Raw genomic sequence first — 17,640 nt, forward strand, 5'->3', positions numbered from 1 at the left:
TTAAATAAAAAATAGTTACACTATATCTGAGAATACGCTTACGAGGAGAATATATATGTCCGTAAAAAAAGTTTGGTCTAAAGAAGAACGTTATCAGCCTTATCAAGAATGGGGACCTGAACACCTTGCCTCACTAAAACAGAAGATCGACATCTCAACTTGGCGTTTAGGCTATCATATTCAACCTGCTACAGGGTTGCTAAACGATCCAAACGGTTTTTCATTTTTCAATGATCAGTGGCACGTTTTTTATCAATCTTATCCAATGGGCCCAGTTCATGGGATAAAATCTTGGTACCACATGACCTCTGATAATTTGATTGATTGGAAGGAAGAGGGAACAAAAGTATTCCCAGATAGCCTATACGATAGCCATGGCGTTTATTCAGGAACTGCTCTGCCGATTTCTGATCAGTTATTTCTTGCTTATACAGGTAACGTTCGTGATGATGATTGGACTCGTCATTCTTATCAATTAGGCGCCTGGATGGATAAATCAGGTAGCATTAAAAAAATCGAACAACCGCTTATTACTGCACCGCCAGTCGGCTATACGTCTGAGTTCAGAGATCCTCAGGTCTTTCGTTATAAGTCTGGCTATCTAATGACCATCGGAGCGCAAAATGAATCAGAAAAAGGAAAAATTCTAACCTACCAAAGTTCTGACTTACTTTCTTGGCAATGTATAGGTGAATTAGGGTTTACTGATCAGAACATGGGGTTTATGATCGAATGCCCCAATTTACTTTTAACGGAAGAATTTGCTCTACTTATTTTTTGTCCACAAGGGTTAGATCCTGATATTTGCCCTTACCAAAATATCTATCCAAATATGTATATCATTGGCGACTCTTATCAGTCTGAATCAAACAGTTTAACAAATCCTTCTAGCTTGAAAAACTTAGATGAAGGCTTTGACGTTTACGCTACACAAGCATTTAAAGCACCCGACGAGCGTTTATTATCGATCAGCTGGATTGGTTTACCTGAAATCGATTATCCCACTGATCAAGAAGAATGGGCACATTGTTTAAGCATCGTGAAGGAATTGATTGTAACGGATAAAAAATTATATCAACGTCCTGTTGAAGAGATGAAGCAACTACGCATCGACGAAGCGGTTTATTTTGATAACAGCAAGGATTCTTTTCATGAGACGACAACAAATCAATATGAATTAGCACTATCCTTTCATTCCCTATCCACTGGAACACTTACCTTATATGCAGATAAAGAACAGAATCAAGGATTAACGATTCATTTTGATTCCCAACGTGGTAAAATGACAATAGACCGCAGTCATGCTGGTGTTCCTTTTGGAGAAGAATATGGCGTTATACGATCATTTTCTATCGAGCAAAAACCATTGAATTTACAAATTTTTGTCGATTCTTCCGTTGTTGAACTTTTCATCAACGATGGTGAAAAAGTGGCAACCATGCGAGTATTCCCAGAAAAAGGACACACAGGATTTCATTTAACGTGTGACGGAGACTATCAAGGACAATTTTGGCAACTGCGGAAAACTAACCGATAAAGGATGGAATTGTATGGTCGTCAAATTAACAGATGTAGCAAAAAAAGCTGGTGTTTCTCCTACGACTGTTTCCCGTGTTATTAATAATTACGGCTCATTAAGCAAAAAGACAATTGATAAGGTAAATCGTGCGATGAAAGAGCTTAATTACCAACCAAACTCTTTAGCTCGTTCACTACAAGGAAAAAACACACAATTAATCGGGCTTATTTTCCCAACTGTTGCGAACCCGTTTTTTGGTGAGTTGGTGGAAAGAATCGAGCAAAAACTCTTTGATTTGGGGTATCGGGTCATTTTGTGTGATAGTGCCAATAATAAGGAAAAAGAACGTCATTATATAAATATGCTTGCAGCAAACAAAGTTGATGGCATTATTGCTGGTGCCCACAACTTAGGAATCACTGAATATGAGGATGTTGAACTTCCGATTGTTTCTTTTGACCGATTTTTAGGGAATACTATTCCCATTATCGGCAGTGACAATTTCCAAGGTGGGTATTTAGCGACCGAGACCTTATACGTTAGAGGAGCAAGAAAAATTGCGATCCTGACAGGTTCACATGAATCGAACTCCCCAACAAATTTTCGTTTAAACGGGTATTTAAAATTTTTAGAAGAACATGAATTGGAACCTAAAATTTTTCATATTCAAACGACGGCTCGATCAACGACGCTAAAAAACTTAGAGATCAAGCATATTTTAGAGACAGAAGACATTGACAGTTTATTTTGTACAGATGATCTAACCGCTATTCTTGCCTATAATCAATGCCAGCAATTACAGATAAACGTACCTGAACAGCTCAAGATCATTGGCTATGACGGGACAAAATTCGTTCAAAATTATTTTCCTCAATTATCGACGATTGCTCAACCGATGGCTGATTATGCGGATATTTTAGTTGATCTGTTATTGCAGAGGATACAAAATCCTGAAAAAAAATTGGAGAAGAATTATCTGTTGCCTGTAAAATTAATTCAGGGGCAAACAACGTAATCGTTTGGATTGAAGGGGTTTCGTTTATCTGCTGTGGTAAGGCTGGTTGAAAAATTAAAGAGCATCAAGTCTATTTTTCTTTCAATAGACTTGATGCTCTTTATGCGTTTTTGTGAAATATTTAATACATTATCGCTACAATCTTTGATATACTATAACTAGTTGAATAACGGCTGAGGCTCTGAAAAAGGAGTTGATGCCATAAAGATATGTCTTTATCGCTTTTGTCCTGCTTTATTTTATAGGAAAAGCGGTCCTTGAAAGATTTGTTAAAAGATATCGCTTCGAAAATAGTCGTCACACTGTTGGCTTACTATATTGTCGAAGGGATTAAACTTTTTATCACTTTGATTTTTAGGTAAAAAAAAGACCTCTATCTGACCCGCTAAAGTAAGATAGTGGCGTTGCAACAAACTATTGAGCTTTAGTCAAAACTCAACTAAAGAGTCAGTGTATCCGCACTGGCTTTTTTTGTAATCATAATGATAATGATTACCTTCTTTTTTATTATACCTTATAAAGCATACAAAAAACAACTTATGATAGTCCGAACAGGTAAAACAAGGAAGATAGCGATTCATCTTCCTCGTTTTACCTGTTCATTTATCAACTACTATTTTTCCACCATCTTATGCTCCACCAAATAATCATGTGCAACGGTCGCTGGATCTTTTTGCTCAACGTTGACTTGGTAATTCATCTCACTCATTTCTTCTTCCGTGATCTTACCAACTAAAGGCTGTAATAATTCTTTTAATTCTGGATATTTCTCAAGCGTTTCAGCTTTCAGCAATGGCGCTCCTTGATAAGGTGGAAATAGTTGTTTATTATCTTCTAAAATCACCAAATCATACTGCTTCAATTCACTATCTGTCGAATAAGCATCCACCACATTGACATCATCATTGTTGATTGCTTGGTAACGTAAAGAAGGCTCCATCGACTTCACATCTAAATTCAGATTATATAATTTTTGTAACCCTTTATAGCCATCTTCACGGTCAATAAATTCTAGCGTAAAACCAGCTTTCAACTGGCTTTCAACTTTTTTCAAATCTTCGATTGTTTTCAAATCATTTTCTTTTGCAAATGATCGTTTAACCGCAACAGCATAGGTATTTTGATAACGCATTGGTTCTAGATAATCCATATTTTCTTGCTTTTTGATTTGATCTCGTGCATATTCGTACACTTCTCTTGGGTCTTTCGACGTGTTCTTATTGTCCTTTAAAAATGTTTCAAGAACCGTTCCAGTAAATTCAGGATAGACATCGACTTCACCAGATTTTAGTGCATTAAATAGAAAACTGGTTTTCCCAAAATTTGATTTTAAGTTTACATGGATATCACTATTTGCTTCAATCAAATGTTTATACATGTTGATCAAGATATCCGGTTCCGCACCTAGTTTCCCTGCAACAGTGATTTCTTTTTGTTCTGCTTCTTGGTGGGTGTAGACAAACGATCCCACTAATAACGCAAGTAAGACCATAAATGCCGCTACGATGCGTTTCACTGTAGCTTTTTCGAGTAAATGAATCCCAAAGTTAAACAAGACCGCCAAGACAGCAGAAGATATGGCACCGATCAAGATCAGGTAGACATTGTTTCGGTCGATTCCCAGTAAGATGAACGTTCCGAGGCCTCCTGCACCGATCAAAGCTGCAAGCGTAGCTGTTCCGATGATCATAACTGTCGCCGTACGAATCCCTGAAATGATATAAGGTAAAGCTAATTGTAGTTCAAATTTGATTAGTTTTTCTCGTTTATTCATCCCAAATGCTTCGGCTGCTTCTTCTAAGGAAGGATCGATTTCAGTCAACCCTGTGTAGGTATTTTGCAAAATCGGAAATAGTGCATAAATCACCAAGGCAACGATTGCTGGGGGACTGCCGATACCGATCACTGGAATCAATAAACCAAGTAGCGCTAACGACGGTATTGTTTGGAAAATACCTGTGATTTGCAATACAAATTCAGCGGCTTTCTTATAATTCGTCAATAAAATCGCTAATGGAATCGCTATAAGAATCGCAATCAATAGAGACAGCAACGATAATTGAATATGCTCTACGACCGCTTGAATAAAGTCTTCTTTGCGGGCAACGAATGTTTCTATCAGTTTTCCCATATTATTGATCACCTTCTATCTTTGTCTCTAAGAAACGTAAAATCGTTCGATCCGTAATTTCACCGATTGGACCGGTTCCGTCTGTTAATACGACCTTTTCCCCAGCTACAAGGAGACGAATGATTGCCGGCAATGGCGTTTCTAGGGTGATCTTTATTTCGCTGTCTACTTGACCGTCTTCAACAAAACCAGATTCTATCAAATCTTTTGCACAATAATTTTCCAAACTGGAATGATCTTGTTGGAAAAATTGTGCCACAAAATCATTGACTGGATTGCTTCTGATTTGTTCGGGTGTGTCCGTTTGAACAATTTTTCCCTCCTTCATAACACAAATTCTGTCGCCCAAAAATAGCGCTTCATTCATGTCATGTGTTACGAAAACGACGGTACTAGCTAATTCTCTATGCAATTCTTTGATCAATTGTTGCAGCTGACCTTTAGAAATAGGATCTAATGCACTGAATGGTTCGTCCATTAAAATGATATCTGGTTTGGCTGCGATCGCTCTTAAAATTCCGATACGTTGTTGCTCTCCCCCAGATAATTCAGCTGGTTTTCGGTGTAGATATTCTTCGGGTGATAAACTGACTTTTCTTAATAGTTCTTCTGTTCTTTCCCGTCTTTTAGCTTTACTCCAATGTTTCATTTCTGGAATTAATTCAATGTTTTCAGCAACCGTTAGATTTGGGAAAAGAGCAATTTGTTGAAGGACATAACCGATCGTTAAGCGTAGCTCTTTTAGATTATAGTCAATTAGTCTTTGCTCGTTAAAATAGATATCACCATCTGTTGGTTCGATCAAACGATTGATCATTTTTAAGGTGGTCGTTTTCCCGCTGCCGCTTGGACCGACTAATACAAAAAATTCACCGTCTTCAATCGAGACGTCGAAATCTTCTAAGACTAATTGGTCATTGTATTTTTTTGATACGTTTTGAAAATTAATCATCTACTCACCTCATTTTTTTCTTATATGCATATGCTATTTATTTTTAGGTAATCTTTCATTATCTTTAAGTATGTTTATAAGTATACTTGAAAATGTCCGATGTTTCTAACGACTTGTTTCTATTGTACAGAAAAAAACCTGACAACTGTCTGTCAAGGTTTAGTTTTATTTTGCTAAAAGCTACTTATATGAATTACATTTTTTTAATCAAATATCCACTTTTCATCAGTTAGTCCATGTTTTTCAACATATTCCTCTACTTGTTCTTTGTACTGCTCTTTAGACTCTATATTCAATTTGTTTTTTTTGAAATACTCCACTTCTACATTAGCGATTTGAACTAACTTAGAATAGGCATCCGTTTTTTGAAATTCTTTATCTTTTATTTTTTTTATCGCTTGATAGGGTTTATCTCCTTTTTGTAGTTTTCCAAAATAATTAATTTCTAAATCTGGAACACTAGCTAAAATAATATTCCCCTCATTTTTTAAAGATTCTTCTAGTATCTTCTCATTTATTGTCCAAACGCTATTTTTATACCATTTAGTTTTTTTGTCTACTACTCTTTTAGCTTTAGGACAATCAGTATCGTGTAGAGCTGTATAAGTTACACCAAAATGATTTAGTATTTTTTGAAATGTTGGAATATTACCTTTACCAAAGCAATTTACTATGTGGACACTATTATCTTTTTTTAATTCGTTAAAAATAGAATGTTCCGTTTCACCCTCAACTAATAATATTTTATCAGCAAAAAAGAATTCATTAACTTCTGGATTGCAATTTCTAATCATTTTTAGTCTTTCACGTTCTTCTACATTAAATTCAGCTATTTCTGTAGAGAATTTTTTAGTTTCACCAGTTTCTGTTTTATCTACTCTAATAATTGTTGTATGTTCTTTAGAAACATCAATAAATATTGGAGAATGTGTAGTAATCATGACTTGCCAACCATCCGCCTTAGCTATATCATACAAAGCCTCTCTTGCCTCCCTAATAGCTGGCGGATGTAAAAAAGATTCGGGTTCTTCAATTAACAATATTTTTGGTTTTTCATTGTTGACAATTCCCTTACCTTTCTTCAACCTGCCTTTTTCTGCTAAAGCTTGTATAGCTGACCATAAAAAAGCTCTTTGAAGACCCGCCCCTTGTGTTGATAACGGATAATCTTTTGAGCTACCTTCATTACCTATTCTTAAATGGCTTCCTGAAGCTATTATTTTTTCTGGAGCAAAATTTCCTGCTTGTGGTTTTAATGATACAGTAGTATGTGGAAAAATGCTCCTTATATTTAATTCAATCCCACTTGTAGCCTCATCTAGCTCGCCTTTTATCTCCGTTTGAATTTCTTCAGCAATGTTATTAAGACTATCTGTTAATGCGTTAATTTTCGAACCAGAGATTTTTGAGCTCTCTTTAACTGCTGAAGATAAAATCTCTATAATAGTTTTTTCTAAAGTCTCAGGATTGTCCAAAGGATTAATTATCAATGATGTTGGTATACAGCTTTGTATTTTAGAGTCCCATCCTCCCATACCACCATCCGTCCATTCATTATTTTCCTTATTATAAGACTGTTTCTGTCCTTTGACATTAGGAATCGACCAAATATACCTGTATTTTATGCAATCCCCATACTCAGTGTCATCATGTATCCATTTTTCTCCAATCAATATTTTATCATCCTCAGTAATGTCAGAGAATTTCCCAGTAATTTCTATACTATTATTTTTATCATATTGATGAAATGAATCTATTGCTAAAGACCCTCCTGTTTCAAAAGCTTTATAAGCCTCAAGTACAGTTGTCTTACCAACATTGTTAGAGCCTATTAAAACAACAATTGTATCGATCTTAATAATAAGTTCATTCTCGCCAATACATCCAAAATTTTTAATCTTCAGTTCTCTTAATCGCATTGTATTACTCTCCTTCTACCTAATTATAATTAATAAACTAAAAAATACATATTGAAATTAAATTTCAACACAATATCAATTATAAATAAATACCCAATAAGATTATACTAACTATATTAGCTCGAAAAATTTGTTAACCTTTATGTATCAATTTTAAAATTATATTCTTCAATTCCATTTCACTAGTTACCAAGTTAATTTTCACAATAAGCGTCCCTTCAATATCTGTTTAATATATTTCAAACAAATCATGAATTTTTTAATTTTTAAAAGAAACAACTATGTAGGTGATACTTCACACAACTTTACAACTAAAACAATGATTCTGGAAATCCCATTCCAAATAAAAAAGCATCATTATTACAAAGAATTACACACAAAATAACCTCCAACATATTTAATATCAAGGAACCGAGTAATCAAATAAAAAAATTGACGAGATATTTCCTATTTTTAATGGAAATGTCCCGTCAAGTTCCCTACTTAACATCATTTTATTCATTTTTTCCCGTTTACTCAAAGCGATGTAAAAAAACCATGATTGAGTCCAAATAAATATGATTTTTTATTATTTCGCCAAACGGTAAATTTTATCACTTTACAAACGTTGTTATGTCAATGTTTTAAATGGATATTTTCAAAACATCCCGTCAAAATCCCACCACCTTTTAAAGCTCGGGCGAATTTTTTATGTTATGCTTTCATCATCAAAAACTAAGTTATTATTCTTTTTTCATGGATCATTTAAATAGTCGATCTAAAAAAAACAGAACCATCTTATTTTCTTTTTCTATTTTTTTCGACTAACTTCGATTGTAAATTTATCTATTAATTATCTTTTATTTTCATTCCTAATAACGAAATCAATAACGGAGCTTGCAATGAATTGATGATACACCCTTTGATTAAATTCGGTGAGATATTTAATGTATCAAAATAACTTGTCGAAAAATCCACACTATTTAAATTAGTATCTAGAAAATCTGCATCTTCTAATTCGCAATTTTTAAATACGAGCCCATTATTTATTTTAACTGCCTGAAAAAAAGAATCTTTTAGTTTTGTGTCTTGAAATTTACAGTTATCAATTGAAGTACTATCTAAACTAAGATAATTCGCTTTTGAATCTGAGATAAGATTAGCTTTCCACTTGTTTTTACTAAAGCCTGCTCCAGTAAGCTGACATTTCTCAAATTCACATCTGTAAAAAATACTGTTAGCAAATAAATAATTTGATAGATTCAGATGGATGAATTTACAATCTAACCATTCACTGTTTCTAAAATCATTTTGTTGAAACTCACAACTGTCAAAAATAACTTCTGAAAAACGGATACGATCAGATGAATAATTAAAATAACAATTTCTATAATACTCGCCAGTTTCTATATCGTCTAAAGACATTTTTTTATTTTCAATCATTTCAAACCTCTTCTTGTTGATTTTTTACTAATAACCTGTCACTGAACTTAGAATTTAAACTTTTTAATAGGTATCCAAATTGTTTCCGTTGCATTTTCATCTGTCGGGCAGTAATCAACTGTCAAAATTTCAAATCTATTTCTCATTCTATCATAAGTATATCCTTCTGATGGCAGTACATTAGTAATAATTGCTTTTAATGTTTCTGAAAATCTATCTGCTCTACCCCTATGACAAAATATCCCATATTGACCACCATCAATCATAAAAGAATCGAAAATAGTTAGTTTTTCAGAAGAAGCATTGATGCCAATTATGTTTTCAACTTTACTATTTTTATTTTCAAATGAAAAATTAGCATCCAATGGTTTTGAAACAGAATACACATTCTCTTTTGCTAATAAATTATTTGTCATTTTTAAGGGAAGAAATTTTTGCCATAGCAAACTAGTTTTTCTGCCGTCATCACTAAAAGTACTTTTAGTTGAAAAACCAATTATTTCAAATGGTTCAATTGTTTTAATCTGCATCTATGTTTCCTCCTCTATCTATAGGAATATACAACTTATAAATGAACTTTTCTGTAGAATCATCCGTTTGGCGTTGAATTGTTTCATATTCTGTACCACTAATTTGCAACTTTTCTTTTAGTAAAGATTCCCAAATATTTGGAATTACTGAAATATCTGAAATCAAATATGAAAACTTGAAATATCTTCCTTTTCTAATTGTATATGAGCTTAATAAATTTGTTAAATCACTAAAAGTTGAAATAGTATCTGCCTCGATCCCAATATATAGATCAAACGAATCTTTAGCAAAATTTTCGCAACACTGATAAAATTTGTAGTTTGCTAAGTCAGCTGGTTCAATAGTTTTTTTTAATTTTTCAAATAGATGTTTTTTTAGTGTTGCAATCTGTTTCGTCACTTGTTCCTTTTGAATAGTTCCAAATACTCCAACAATTTTGATCGTTTGACGTTCAATAATTTCATATTTTGTTGCATATTTTTTCTCTGAGAAACTAAAGGATAGTTTGGGAAAGTATTTCAATTGAATCCCTTCAGAACTCACTTTAGACGGAAGTATTCCATGATATCTTGCAAAAGACCTTGCGAAACTGGTTGAAGAAGAATAACAATATTTAAATGCAACATCAATTACTCTTTGGTTCGTCAACAAGAAGTCTTTTCCCGCTTCAGATAATCTACGATTTCTTATATATTGAGACAAAGTAATATTAAAAAGAAGTGGGAATATTGTCTTAATATCTTCAATAGAAATCAAAAAATCTTTTTCAAACTTCTCAAAGTTTATATTTTCTGTAAGATTTTGTTCAACATACTCAAAAAAACACATCATTTTCTCTTCAAACATATTTCACCTCTTTGCAAAGTATAACAGATTTCCAAAAACCACACGCAACTTTTTAAATAGAAAAAAGTCGCTTAACTAACCTAAAAAAAGTCAATACATTCGTTGTAAATTCTCGTCCAAATTTACAAATGTTTACAAAAAAATACAACTACTGAATCAGTAAAATCACTGAATAAAGTAGTTGCATTTTTTAATCTTAAAATAATTTTGGGATCATTTTTGTAATACGATTTATGCTTTACCTGCCAAACGGTAAATCGCATCTGCATAAATAGCTGTCGCACGGAATAAATCATCCAATGCCATAAATTCATTGGCTTGGTGCATTGTATCTGTGTAACCTGGGAACATTGCGCCATACGCCACACCACGTTTTAGTAAACGTCCGTAAGTTCCACCGCCGATGATTTGTTCATGGCCTTTTTGACCAGTGTGATCTTCGTAAACTTGTAATAATGTTTCAACCAATGGATCATCTGCTGGCACGTAATGCGGTTCTTGATTGCGTCCTCCTTGGACGATTTCTGCACCGATCGCACCTGCTGTAGCATTCACACCCGCTTCTAGATCAGCGGCCGTTGTTCCTTTAGGGTAACGGAAATTCAAACTCATAAAGTTGCCTTCTTCAGCATCTTTCTTGAAGACGAATAAACCAGCGTTCATTGTTAATTTACCCATTTTAGGATCTTCAAAGGCTACACCTAATTTTTCACCATAGAAATCTTCATGAACAAGTGTTGCTGCAACTTGGATAAATTCTTTCGCTGCACCAGCAAATGCATAGCTGTTTAAGAAGACTGCTAAGAATGTTGCCGCATTGATCCCAGATTGCGGACTAGCGCCATGTGCGCCTTTCCCAATAACTTGAATCGTAACGGATGTACCATTCGCTTCTAAGGTCCCAGAAATTGGTTCTTCATCCACAAAAACACTAAATGCACCTTGCATTTTTTCTGCCGCTTCGGCAGTCGGAACTGAGATCACAGCAGTTGCTGTACCTGGAACCATGTTTTCACGTAAACCAGCATTAAAGCTTTCTAAATCATACTCGCCTGCGCTTGATCCGCCAAAACGAGCGTATAAAGAGACGTTCCCTTTTTCACCATTGATGATTGGGAATTCGGCATCTGGAGAGAAACCAAAATCTGGTTTTTCTTCATGTTTGAAGTAGTAATCCATATCGCCCCAGCCGCTTTCTTCGTCACTACCAACAACAAAACGAACTTTTTTAGATAATGGCAACCCTAAATCTTTGATAATTCTTAATGCATAATAAGCCGCCATACTTGGGCCTTTATCATCACTTGAACCACGCGCAAAGATTTTACCGTCTTTGATGACAGGCTCGTAAGGATCCGTATCCCAACCGTCACCAGCAGGAACAACGTCCATGTGTCCAAAAATGCCTAATGTTTCATCGCCTTGCCCATATTCGATATGTCCAGCATAGTTATCCACGTTTTTCACAACAAAACCATCACGTTCGCCATACGCTAACATATGTTTTAAGCCTGCTACCGGACCAGGTCCAAATGGTGCGTCAGGGGTTACTTTTGAATCATCACGCTCACTGTTGATGCGTAATAAATTTTGTAAATCTTCTAATAGCGCATCTTTCCGCGCGTCTACTTCTTTTTGCCAATCAATTGTCATTTTTTAGTCACTCCTATTCATTATTCTACCTTTCCATCATACCACTAACTGGCTTAAAAGAAAAAGGTGAAAACTATCTTCCGTAGTATTTTGCTCTTCATTCAAAATAGATTTATACTAAAGTTAAATCATTAAAGGAGGGGACTCAGATGAAAGAACTATCACAAGAAGAGTTGACCGCTGTGATCAAGACTCGTCCACAAAATTCTCACAAAGGAACTTTTGGGCGTTCTGTTTTGATTGGCGGAAATAACCTGTATGGCGGAGCAATCATCATGAGTGCTGAAGCTTGTGTCAAAGCAGGCAGTGGTTTGGTTTCGGTCGTGACTGCGGAAAAAAATCATACGGCGCTTCATGCTCGTTTACCTGAGGCGATGGTACTTGATTGGACGCTCACCAAAGAATGCAATGATTTGCTCGATACAGCGGATGTGATTTTGATTGGACCAGGTTTAGGGTTAGCTACGCATAGTCAGCAAATTTTAGACAACGTCTTACAAAAGCAAAAATCATCACAGTGGCTCGTGATCGATGGGTCTGCCATCACATTATTTGCTCAAAATCATTATTCTTTGAAGTATCCACAACAAGTTGTATTCACGCCGCATCAAATGGAGTGGGAACGTCTAAGCGGACTCAAAATCACTGCCCAAACGGTTGTAAACAATCAAAATGCACAAAAGCTGTTAGGTGCAACGATTGTTTTAAAAAGCCATCGAACAGAAATTTATACTCCTTCTTTTCAATATAGAAATCCACTAGGAACTCCAGCTATGGCAACTGGAGGAATGGGTGATACATTAGCTGGAATGATTACTGGTTTTCTAGCTCAATTTCAAGATAAAGAAGCGGCTCTTTGTGCAGCGGTTTATCTTCATAGTTTAATTGGAGAAGAATTGGGTAAAGAACAGTATGTCGTATTACCAACTGAAATTAGCAAGAATTTGCCTTATTACATGAAAAAATTTGAACAATGAGAGGCTTGGACAATGCTTTTCTGGTGTTTCATAGAAAAAACGGACCCGATTTTGACCTGACGTATCAAAACCGGATCTGTTCTCTTTTTAGAAATGAACTGTTTGCCTCAACCTCGAACATATTAAACTATTATTAGTGTAATCATCCATGGTCAACCCAATCACTTTAGCGACTGATTAAAAATTTATCTTTTCAACTTATCCTTACTAGGTCAAAGCAGATAAGAGAAAGTCTTGCTGCTGAAGGTCTTTTTCTGTGGTTAGAACAATATCTTCATAGTCCGCTGTATTAGTAACAATGATCGGAACTTCCACACTAAAGCCCGCTGCTTCGATTTCAGCAATATCAAAGGACACTAATTTTTGTCCTTTTTTAACAGTCTGACCTTGTTCTATATGACTAGTAAAATATTTCCCCTCTAATTGGACGGTATCCAACCCCACATGGATCAATAATTCTAGCCCTTCTTCTGAAACAATCCCTAACGCATGTTTGGTCGGAAATAGTGTTACAATGGTTCCATCAAAAGGCGCTACCACTTCTCCTATCGTCGGATAAATACCTATACCACTTCCAAGTAATCCTTGTGAGAAAGCAGTATCTTTGATTTCTTCTTGTGGAATAATGCTTCCAGTCAACGGACTAAAGACCGTTGTCTGTTTGATTGTTGTTTCAACAGCCCCAGCGTTATCTTGTACCGCTGTTACTTCGTGTACTTCTTCTGGATCTTTATAAAAAATAAACGTTAAAATCAAAGCAATTGGAATCGCAATGGCCAAGCCAATCACCCCAACCACAATATCTCCCATACCGTGTGTTTCAGGATTGATCATTGCTGGAAACTCAAAAATCCCCATTCCACCAAAAATATATTCACGTAAGTTAGCAAAACCATAGTACGCTCCAGCAACTCCTGATGCGATACAGCTTATAATAAAAGGCGTTTTTCGCGGTAATGTGATTCCATAAATTGCTGGTTCAGTAATACCAAAAATCCCTGAAATTACAGATGGAAAAGCCATTCTTTTTAATTGTTTATCTTTGGTCTTCAACATCATAGCGAATACGACTGCCGTCTGAGCAAAAGTAGCTGCAAAAAAGGGCATCATTACATTATCGTAGCCTAAAGTTGCAATATTGTTCACATAAATTGGGATGATCCCCCAGTGTAACCCGAATATAACAAGTATTTGCCAGAAAAAACCGACCAAAGCGCCAGAGAGCATCGGACTAAAATTACGTACAGCTAGTACACCTTCAGCAATCAAGTTTGATCCAAATGTAGCGATTGGGCCAATTACCAAGAAACCAATCGTCAAAGCCACGACCATCGTCAACATAGGTGCAATAAAGAATTTGACAACATCCGGGATCACCCGATCAAATAGACGTTGGCAGAAAGAGGCAAAATAGACGATCAAAATAACAGGAATCACTGTTGATGTATAGTCGACACTAATCAATGGAATACCAAAAATATCCAAATACACAGGCGAACTAAACATTGACCCCTCAAATAACGTATACAACGGTTTTCCGACCTCAGATAATGTCGATAATTGCAAAGCTGGATAGCATAATGCTAAGCCCAATAATACACCCATGAGTGGTTTCAAATTGAATTTTTTTGCAGCAGTATACCCTAAAATCACTGGTAAATACATAAATAATGCGTCTGAGATACCTGCTAAAAAAATGTAAACCCCACTCGTTTCAGAATATAGACCTAAAATGCTAAACAAAATATTTAGTCCCTTTAGCATACCTGCCGCAGACATCAGTCCTAGTACAGGTTGGAAGATTCCTGAAATAACATTGATGAAACGATCAAATAATGATTCTCTTTTTCCTGTGTCCGATTGTGCCGTAGTGTTCACTTCTCCAATTAATGGTATAACATCTGCATACACGTCCGATACATGATTACCTATCACTACTTGATATTGGCCGCCGCTTTTCATTACTGTGACGACACCCTCCAATTGTTTGATTGTTTCATCGTTTGCTTTGCTTTCGTCATTCAATTTAAAACGCAGACGTGTCACACAATGTGTTAAACTAATAATATTTTCTTTCCCACCTACTTCGGTGACGATTGTTTCTGCTAATTGTTGATATTTTCCCATGTTTTTTCCTCCATTATTATATAAAATGAAGGTCTAGCCAACTGAATGTCACTATCCAAAAGAACTGTGTTTCTTGCTCCTCCTTCTCGTTAAATTAATCTTTATAAACAACACGATGAATGTGGATCGTTAAATACAATTTTTCTTCATCGGTCAACGTATACTGATAATTACGTTCGATGTGTTCACTAATTTTTTCAACACATCGAAAAGCACTTTGAAAACGAATCTTCACTACGTCCAGTAATCCTTCTTCATACTTGTCACTGTGCAGTTTATTGCTAGTCAAACGTTGCGCAAAAAATTTGAGATGTGAGACGAATCGATAGTAGTAAACTGATTCCTCATCAAACTCTATCTGGAAATAATAACGGACAATATTACTGATTTCCTGCATTATTTTTGTTACCTGATAGGAGTCCTGATTTTCTTCCAAGTCTTCTGCATTTACAAAGTGCAACGCGATAAATCCAGCTTCATCTTCAGGCAGTTGCAAATCAAATTGTTCGTGAATCAATCCCAATGCTTCAATAGCTACTTTATACTCGATTGGATAAAAACGGCGAATATCCCACAATAATGCGTTTTTAATACTGATACCTTCTTTAAAACGTTTCATTGAATTATACAAATGATCACTTAGGGAAACATAAATACTATCATTTAATTTTTTTCCTAATTGGGATTTTGCCATCGTGATAATCTCATCGCTTAATTCCATATAAGGAAGCGGGATTTCTGTTAATAGTTCCTGAAATTTTAGAAATGCGTCCGTATTGGATAAATGAAAAATTTTCTCGATTTTTTCCTCTTCGATCACATCCCCTTGTTTCTTTTGAAATGCAATCCCTTTGCCTAGAACAATGATTTCTGAACCTGATCGATCCACAGTCAATGCAGCATTATTATTAAATAATCGTTTGATTTTCACCGCTTTCTCCTCTCGTTTAGTTGTTATCCTTTAACTAGCTATTTTTTAGACACTCACCATTGGTAGTAATGACCTGACGATACCACTCAAAAGACTGCTTTTTAATACGATCAAACGAGCCTTGACCTTGATTATTAGCATCCACGTAAATAAAACCGTATCGTTTTTTCATTTCACCCGTGCTTGCGCTGATCAGATCAATGCATCCCCATGTTGTATAACCTAACAATTCAACACCATCTAATTCGACTGCTTTCATCATCTCTTTAATATGTTGCGATAGATAATCAATTCGATACTTATCTGCCACGATTCCTTGTTCATTAGGCTCATCGATGGCACCTAACCCATTTTCTACAATAAACAGCGGACATTGATAGCGGTCGTATAAAGTATTCATCGTAACTCTGAGTCCTACTGGATCGATTTGCCATCCCCATTCGCTTGCTTCCAAATAAGGATTTTTTAACGTAGGAAACAAGTTTCCTTCCCGTAATTCATTAACTTTTGGATCACCGCTGGCTAAAGAGGAAGAGTAATAAGAAAATGCCAAGTAGTCCACTGTATGTGCAGCTAAGCATTTCGTATCTTCTTCTGTCAGATCCAATTGGATATTCTGCTGTGCCAAGGTTTTTAAAGCATAAGCTGGATAATAACCGCGTACTTGAACATCTGTGAAAAAGAAACTTTCACGATCAACCATTTTGGCTGCTAAGACGTCAATTGGATTAGGCGTATTAGGATAATTATCTCCTGCTGCTAACATACAGCCAATCTTGTTCTCAGGATCTATTTGTTTCGCTATAGCTGTTGCTTTTGCACTTGCCACAAGCTCATAATGCGCTGCCGTATATTTCACTTGCTCGCGATCTTCTCTTGGTTCAAAAACTAATCCAGCTGCCATAAAAGGCGCATGCAAGAGCATATTTATTTCATTAAATGTGATCCAATAACGAACCTTGCCTTTAAAACGAGTAAATAACGTCTCAGCATAGCGAACATAAGAATCGATCATCTTTCGATTTTTCCATCCGCCAAATTTTTCTACTAAATGAATAGGACAGTCAAAATGACAGATTGTCACCAATGGCTGAATGCCATACTTCAAGCACTCATCAATCATCGCTTCATAAAACGCCAAGCCTTCCTCATTTGGAACAGCTTCATCTCCTTTTGGAAAAATCCGTGTCCAAGCAATCGAAAAACGATAGACTTTAAAGCCCATTTCAGCAAATAACGCAATATCCTCTTTGAAACGATGATACATATCAATGCCTTTTTGCGCTGGATAATAATATCCATCTTCAAAGGACAAACTTTTGTGTTCCCCACTCATTACTGCATCGCGATCAGATCCAAAAGGTAGTAAATCTACATTAGCTAACCCACGATTGCCTTCATTATAGCCTCCTTCCACCTGATTTGCAGCTGTAGCACCGCCCCATAAAAAATCCTTTGATAATCCCATTATTCGGCCTCCTTAGTGCATAGAAAAAAGACTCACTTGTACAACTAAACAAACGTGTCTCTCTCACGTTGTTCGTTGACAAATGGGTCTAGCTTGTTTTATTTATATAAACAATCACTATGCCATTTTATTCCCTTATTAAAGCACTT

The 17,640-nt window shown here is 35.6% G+C and carries 13 protein-coding genes; 3 read left to right on the forward strand and 10 right to left on the reverse strand.

The window, feature by feature from the left end:
- Positions 1 to 55: 55 nt before the first annotated feature.
- Positions 56 to 1,537, forward strand: a complete 1,482-nt coding sequence (locus tag AC4BC4_RS14460) for a sucrose-6-phosphate hydrolase (protein ID WP_490476161.1) — start codon at positions 56 to 58, stop codon at positions 1,535 to 1,537.
- A gap of 13 nt (positions 1,538 to 1,550) precedes the next feature.
- Positions 1,551 to 2,534, forward strand: coding sequence for a LacI family DNA-binding transcriptional regulator (locus tag AC4BC4_RS14465; RefSeq protein WP_438758028.1), 984 nt, complete (start codon positions 1,551 to 1,553; stop codon positions 2,532 to 2,534).
- Positions 2,535 to 3,147: 613 nt separating this feature from the next.
- On the opposite strand, the gene AC4BC4_RS14470 is transcribed toward AC4BC4_RS14465, so the two are convergent.
- From AC4BC4_RS14470 to pepV, 7 genes are all read right to left on the reverse strand, one after another.
- Positions 3,148 to 4,665 carry an ABC transporter permease/substrate-binding protein gene (locus tag AC4BC4_RS14470; protein WP_490476162.1) on the reverse strand — a complete coding sequence of 506 codons (1,518 nt, stop codon included), beginning with the start codon at positions 4,663 to 4,665 and terminating at the stop codon, positions 3,148 to 3,150.
- A gap of 1 nt (position 4,666) precedes the next feature.
- Positions 4,667 to 5,617: an ABC transporter ATP-binding protein gene (locus AC4BC4_RS14475; RefSeq protein ID WP_438758026.1), complete on the reverse strand. Its 951-nt coding sequence runs from the start codon at positions 5,615 to 5,617 to the stop codon at positions 4,667 to 4,669.
- Positions 5,618 to 5,820: 203 nt separating this feature from the next.
- On the reverse strand, positions 5,821 to 7,536 hold the full coding sequence (locus tag AC4BC4_RS14480) for an ATP-dependent nuclease (protein WP_490476163.1): 1,716 nt from the start codon (positions 7,534 to 7,536) through the stop codon (positions 5,821 to 5,823).
- 828 nt (positions 7,537 to 8,364) lie between these two features.
- On the reverse strand, positions 8,365 to 8,958 hold the full coding sequence (locus AC4BC4_RS14485; protein WP_490476164.1) for a pentapeptide repeat-containing protein: 594 nt from the start codon (positions 8,956 to 8,958) through the stop codon (positions 8,365 to 8,367).
- A gap of 47 nt (positions 8,959 to 9,005) precedes the next feature.
- On the reverse strand, positions 9,006 to 9,488 hold the full coding sequence (locus tag AC4BC4_RS14490) for a GyrI-like domain-containing protein (RefSeq protein ID WP_490476165.1): 483 nt from the start codon (positions 9,486 to 9,488) through the stop codon (positions 9,006 to 9,008).
- Positions 9,478 to 10,335 (reverse strand): helix-turn-helix domain-containing protein, encoded by an 858-nt coding sequence (locus tag AC4BC4_RS14495; RefSeq protein WP_490476166.1) that lies wholly within the window; start codon positions 10,333 to 10,335, stop codon positions 9,478 to 9,480. Before AC4BC4_RS14495 ends, AC4BC4_RS14490 begins: the two co-directional genes overlap by 11 nt.
- Positions 10,336 to 10,566: 231 nt before the next feature.
- Positions 10,567 to 11,988, reverse strand: coding sequence for a dipeptidase PepV (gene pepV / locus AC4BC4_RS14500; RefSeq protein WP_490476167.1), 1,422 nt, complete (start codon positions 11,986 to 11,988; stop codon positions 10,567 to 10,569).
- 149 nt (positions 11,989 to 12,137) lie between these two features.
- Between pepV and AC4BC4_RS14505 the strand changes: the two genes are divergently transcribed.
- Positions 12,138 to 12,965, forward strand: a complete 828-nt coding sequence (locus tag AC4BC4_RS14505) for an NAD(P)H-hydrate dehydratase (RefSeq protein ID WP_490476168.1) — start codon at positions 12,138 to 12,140, stop codon at positions 12,963 to 12,965.
- A gap of 207 nt (positions 12,966 to 13,172) precedes the next feature.
- Here the strand turns inward: AC4BC4_RS14505 and AC4BC4_RS14510 are convergent, their stop codons facing one another.
- The 3 genes from AC4BC4_RS14510 to AC4BC4_RS14520 all read right to left on the reverse strand — a co-directional run bounded on the left by AC4BC4_RS14510 (position 13,173) and on the right by AC4BC4_RS14520 (position 17,491).
- The gene (locus tag AC4BC4_RS14510; protein ID WP_490476169.1) at positions 13,173 to 15,092 is read right to left on the reverse strand and encodes a beta-glucoside-specific PTS transporter subunit IIABC; all 1,920 of its coding nucleotides are present in this window, start codon (positions 15,090 to 15,092) and stop codon (positions 13,173 to 13,175) included.
- 94 nt (positions 15,093 to 15,186) lie between these two features.
- Positions 15,187 to 16,023, reverse strand: a complete 837-nt coding sequence (licT, locus tag AC4BC4_RS14515; protein ID WP_490476170.1) for a BglG family transcription antiterminator LicT — start codon at positions 16,021 to 16,023, stop codon at positions 15,187 to 15,189.
- A gap of 34 nt (positions 16,024 to 16,057) precedes the next feature.
- Positions 16,058 to 17,491 carry a 6-phospho-beta-glucosidase gene (locus AC4BC4_RS14520; protein WP_490476171.1) on the reverse strand — a complete coding sequence of 478 codons (1,434 nt, stop codon included), beginning with the start codon at positions 17,489 to 17,491 and terminating at the stop codon, positions 16,058 to 16,060.
- Positions 17,492 to 17,640: the final 149 nt, after the last annotated feature.

This window comes from Enterococcus sp. AMC1086, from assembly GCF_058216575.1.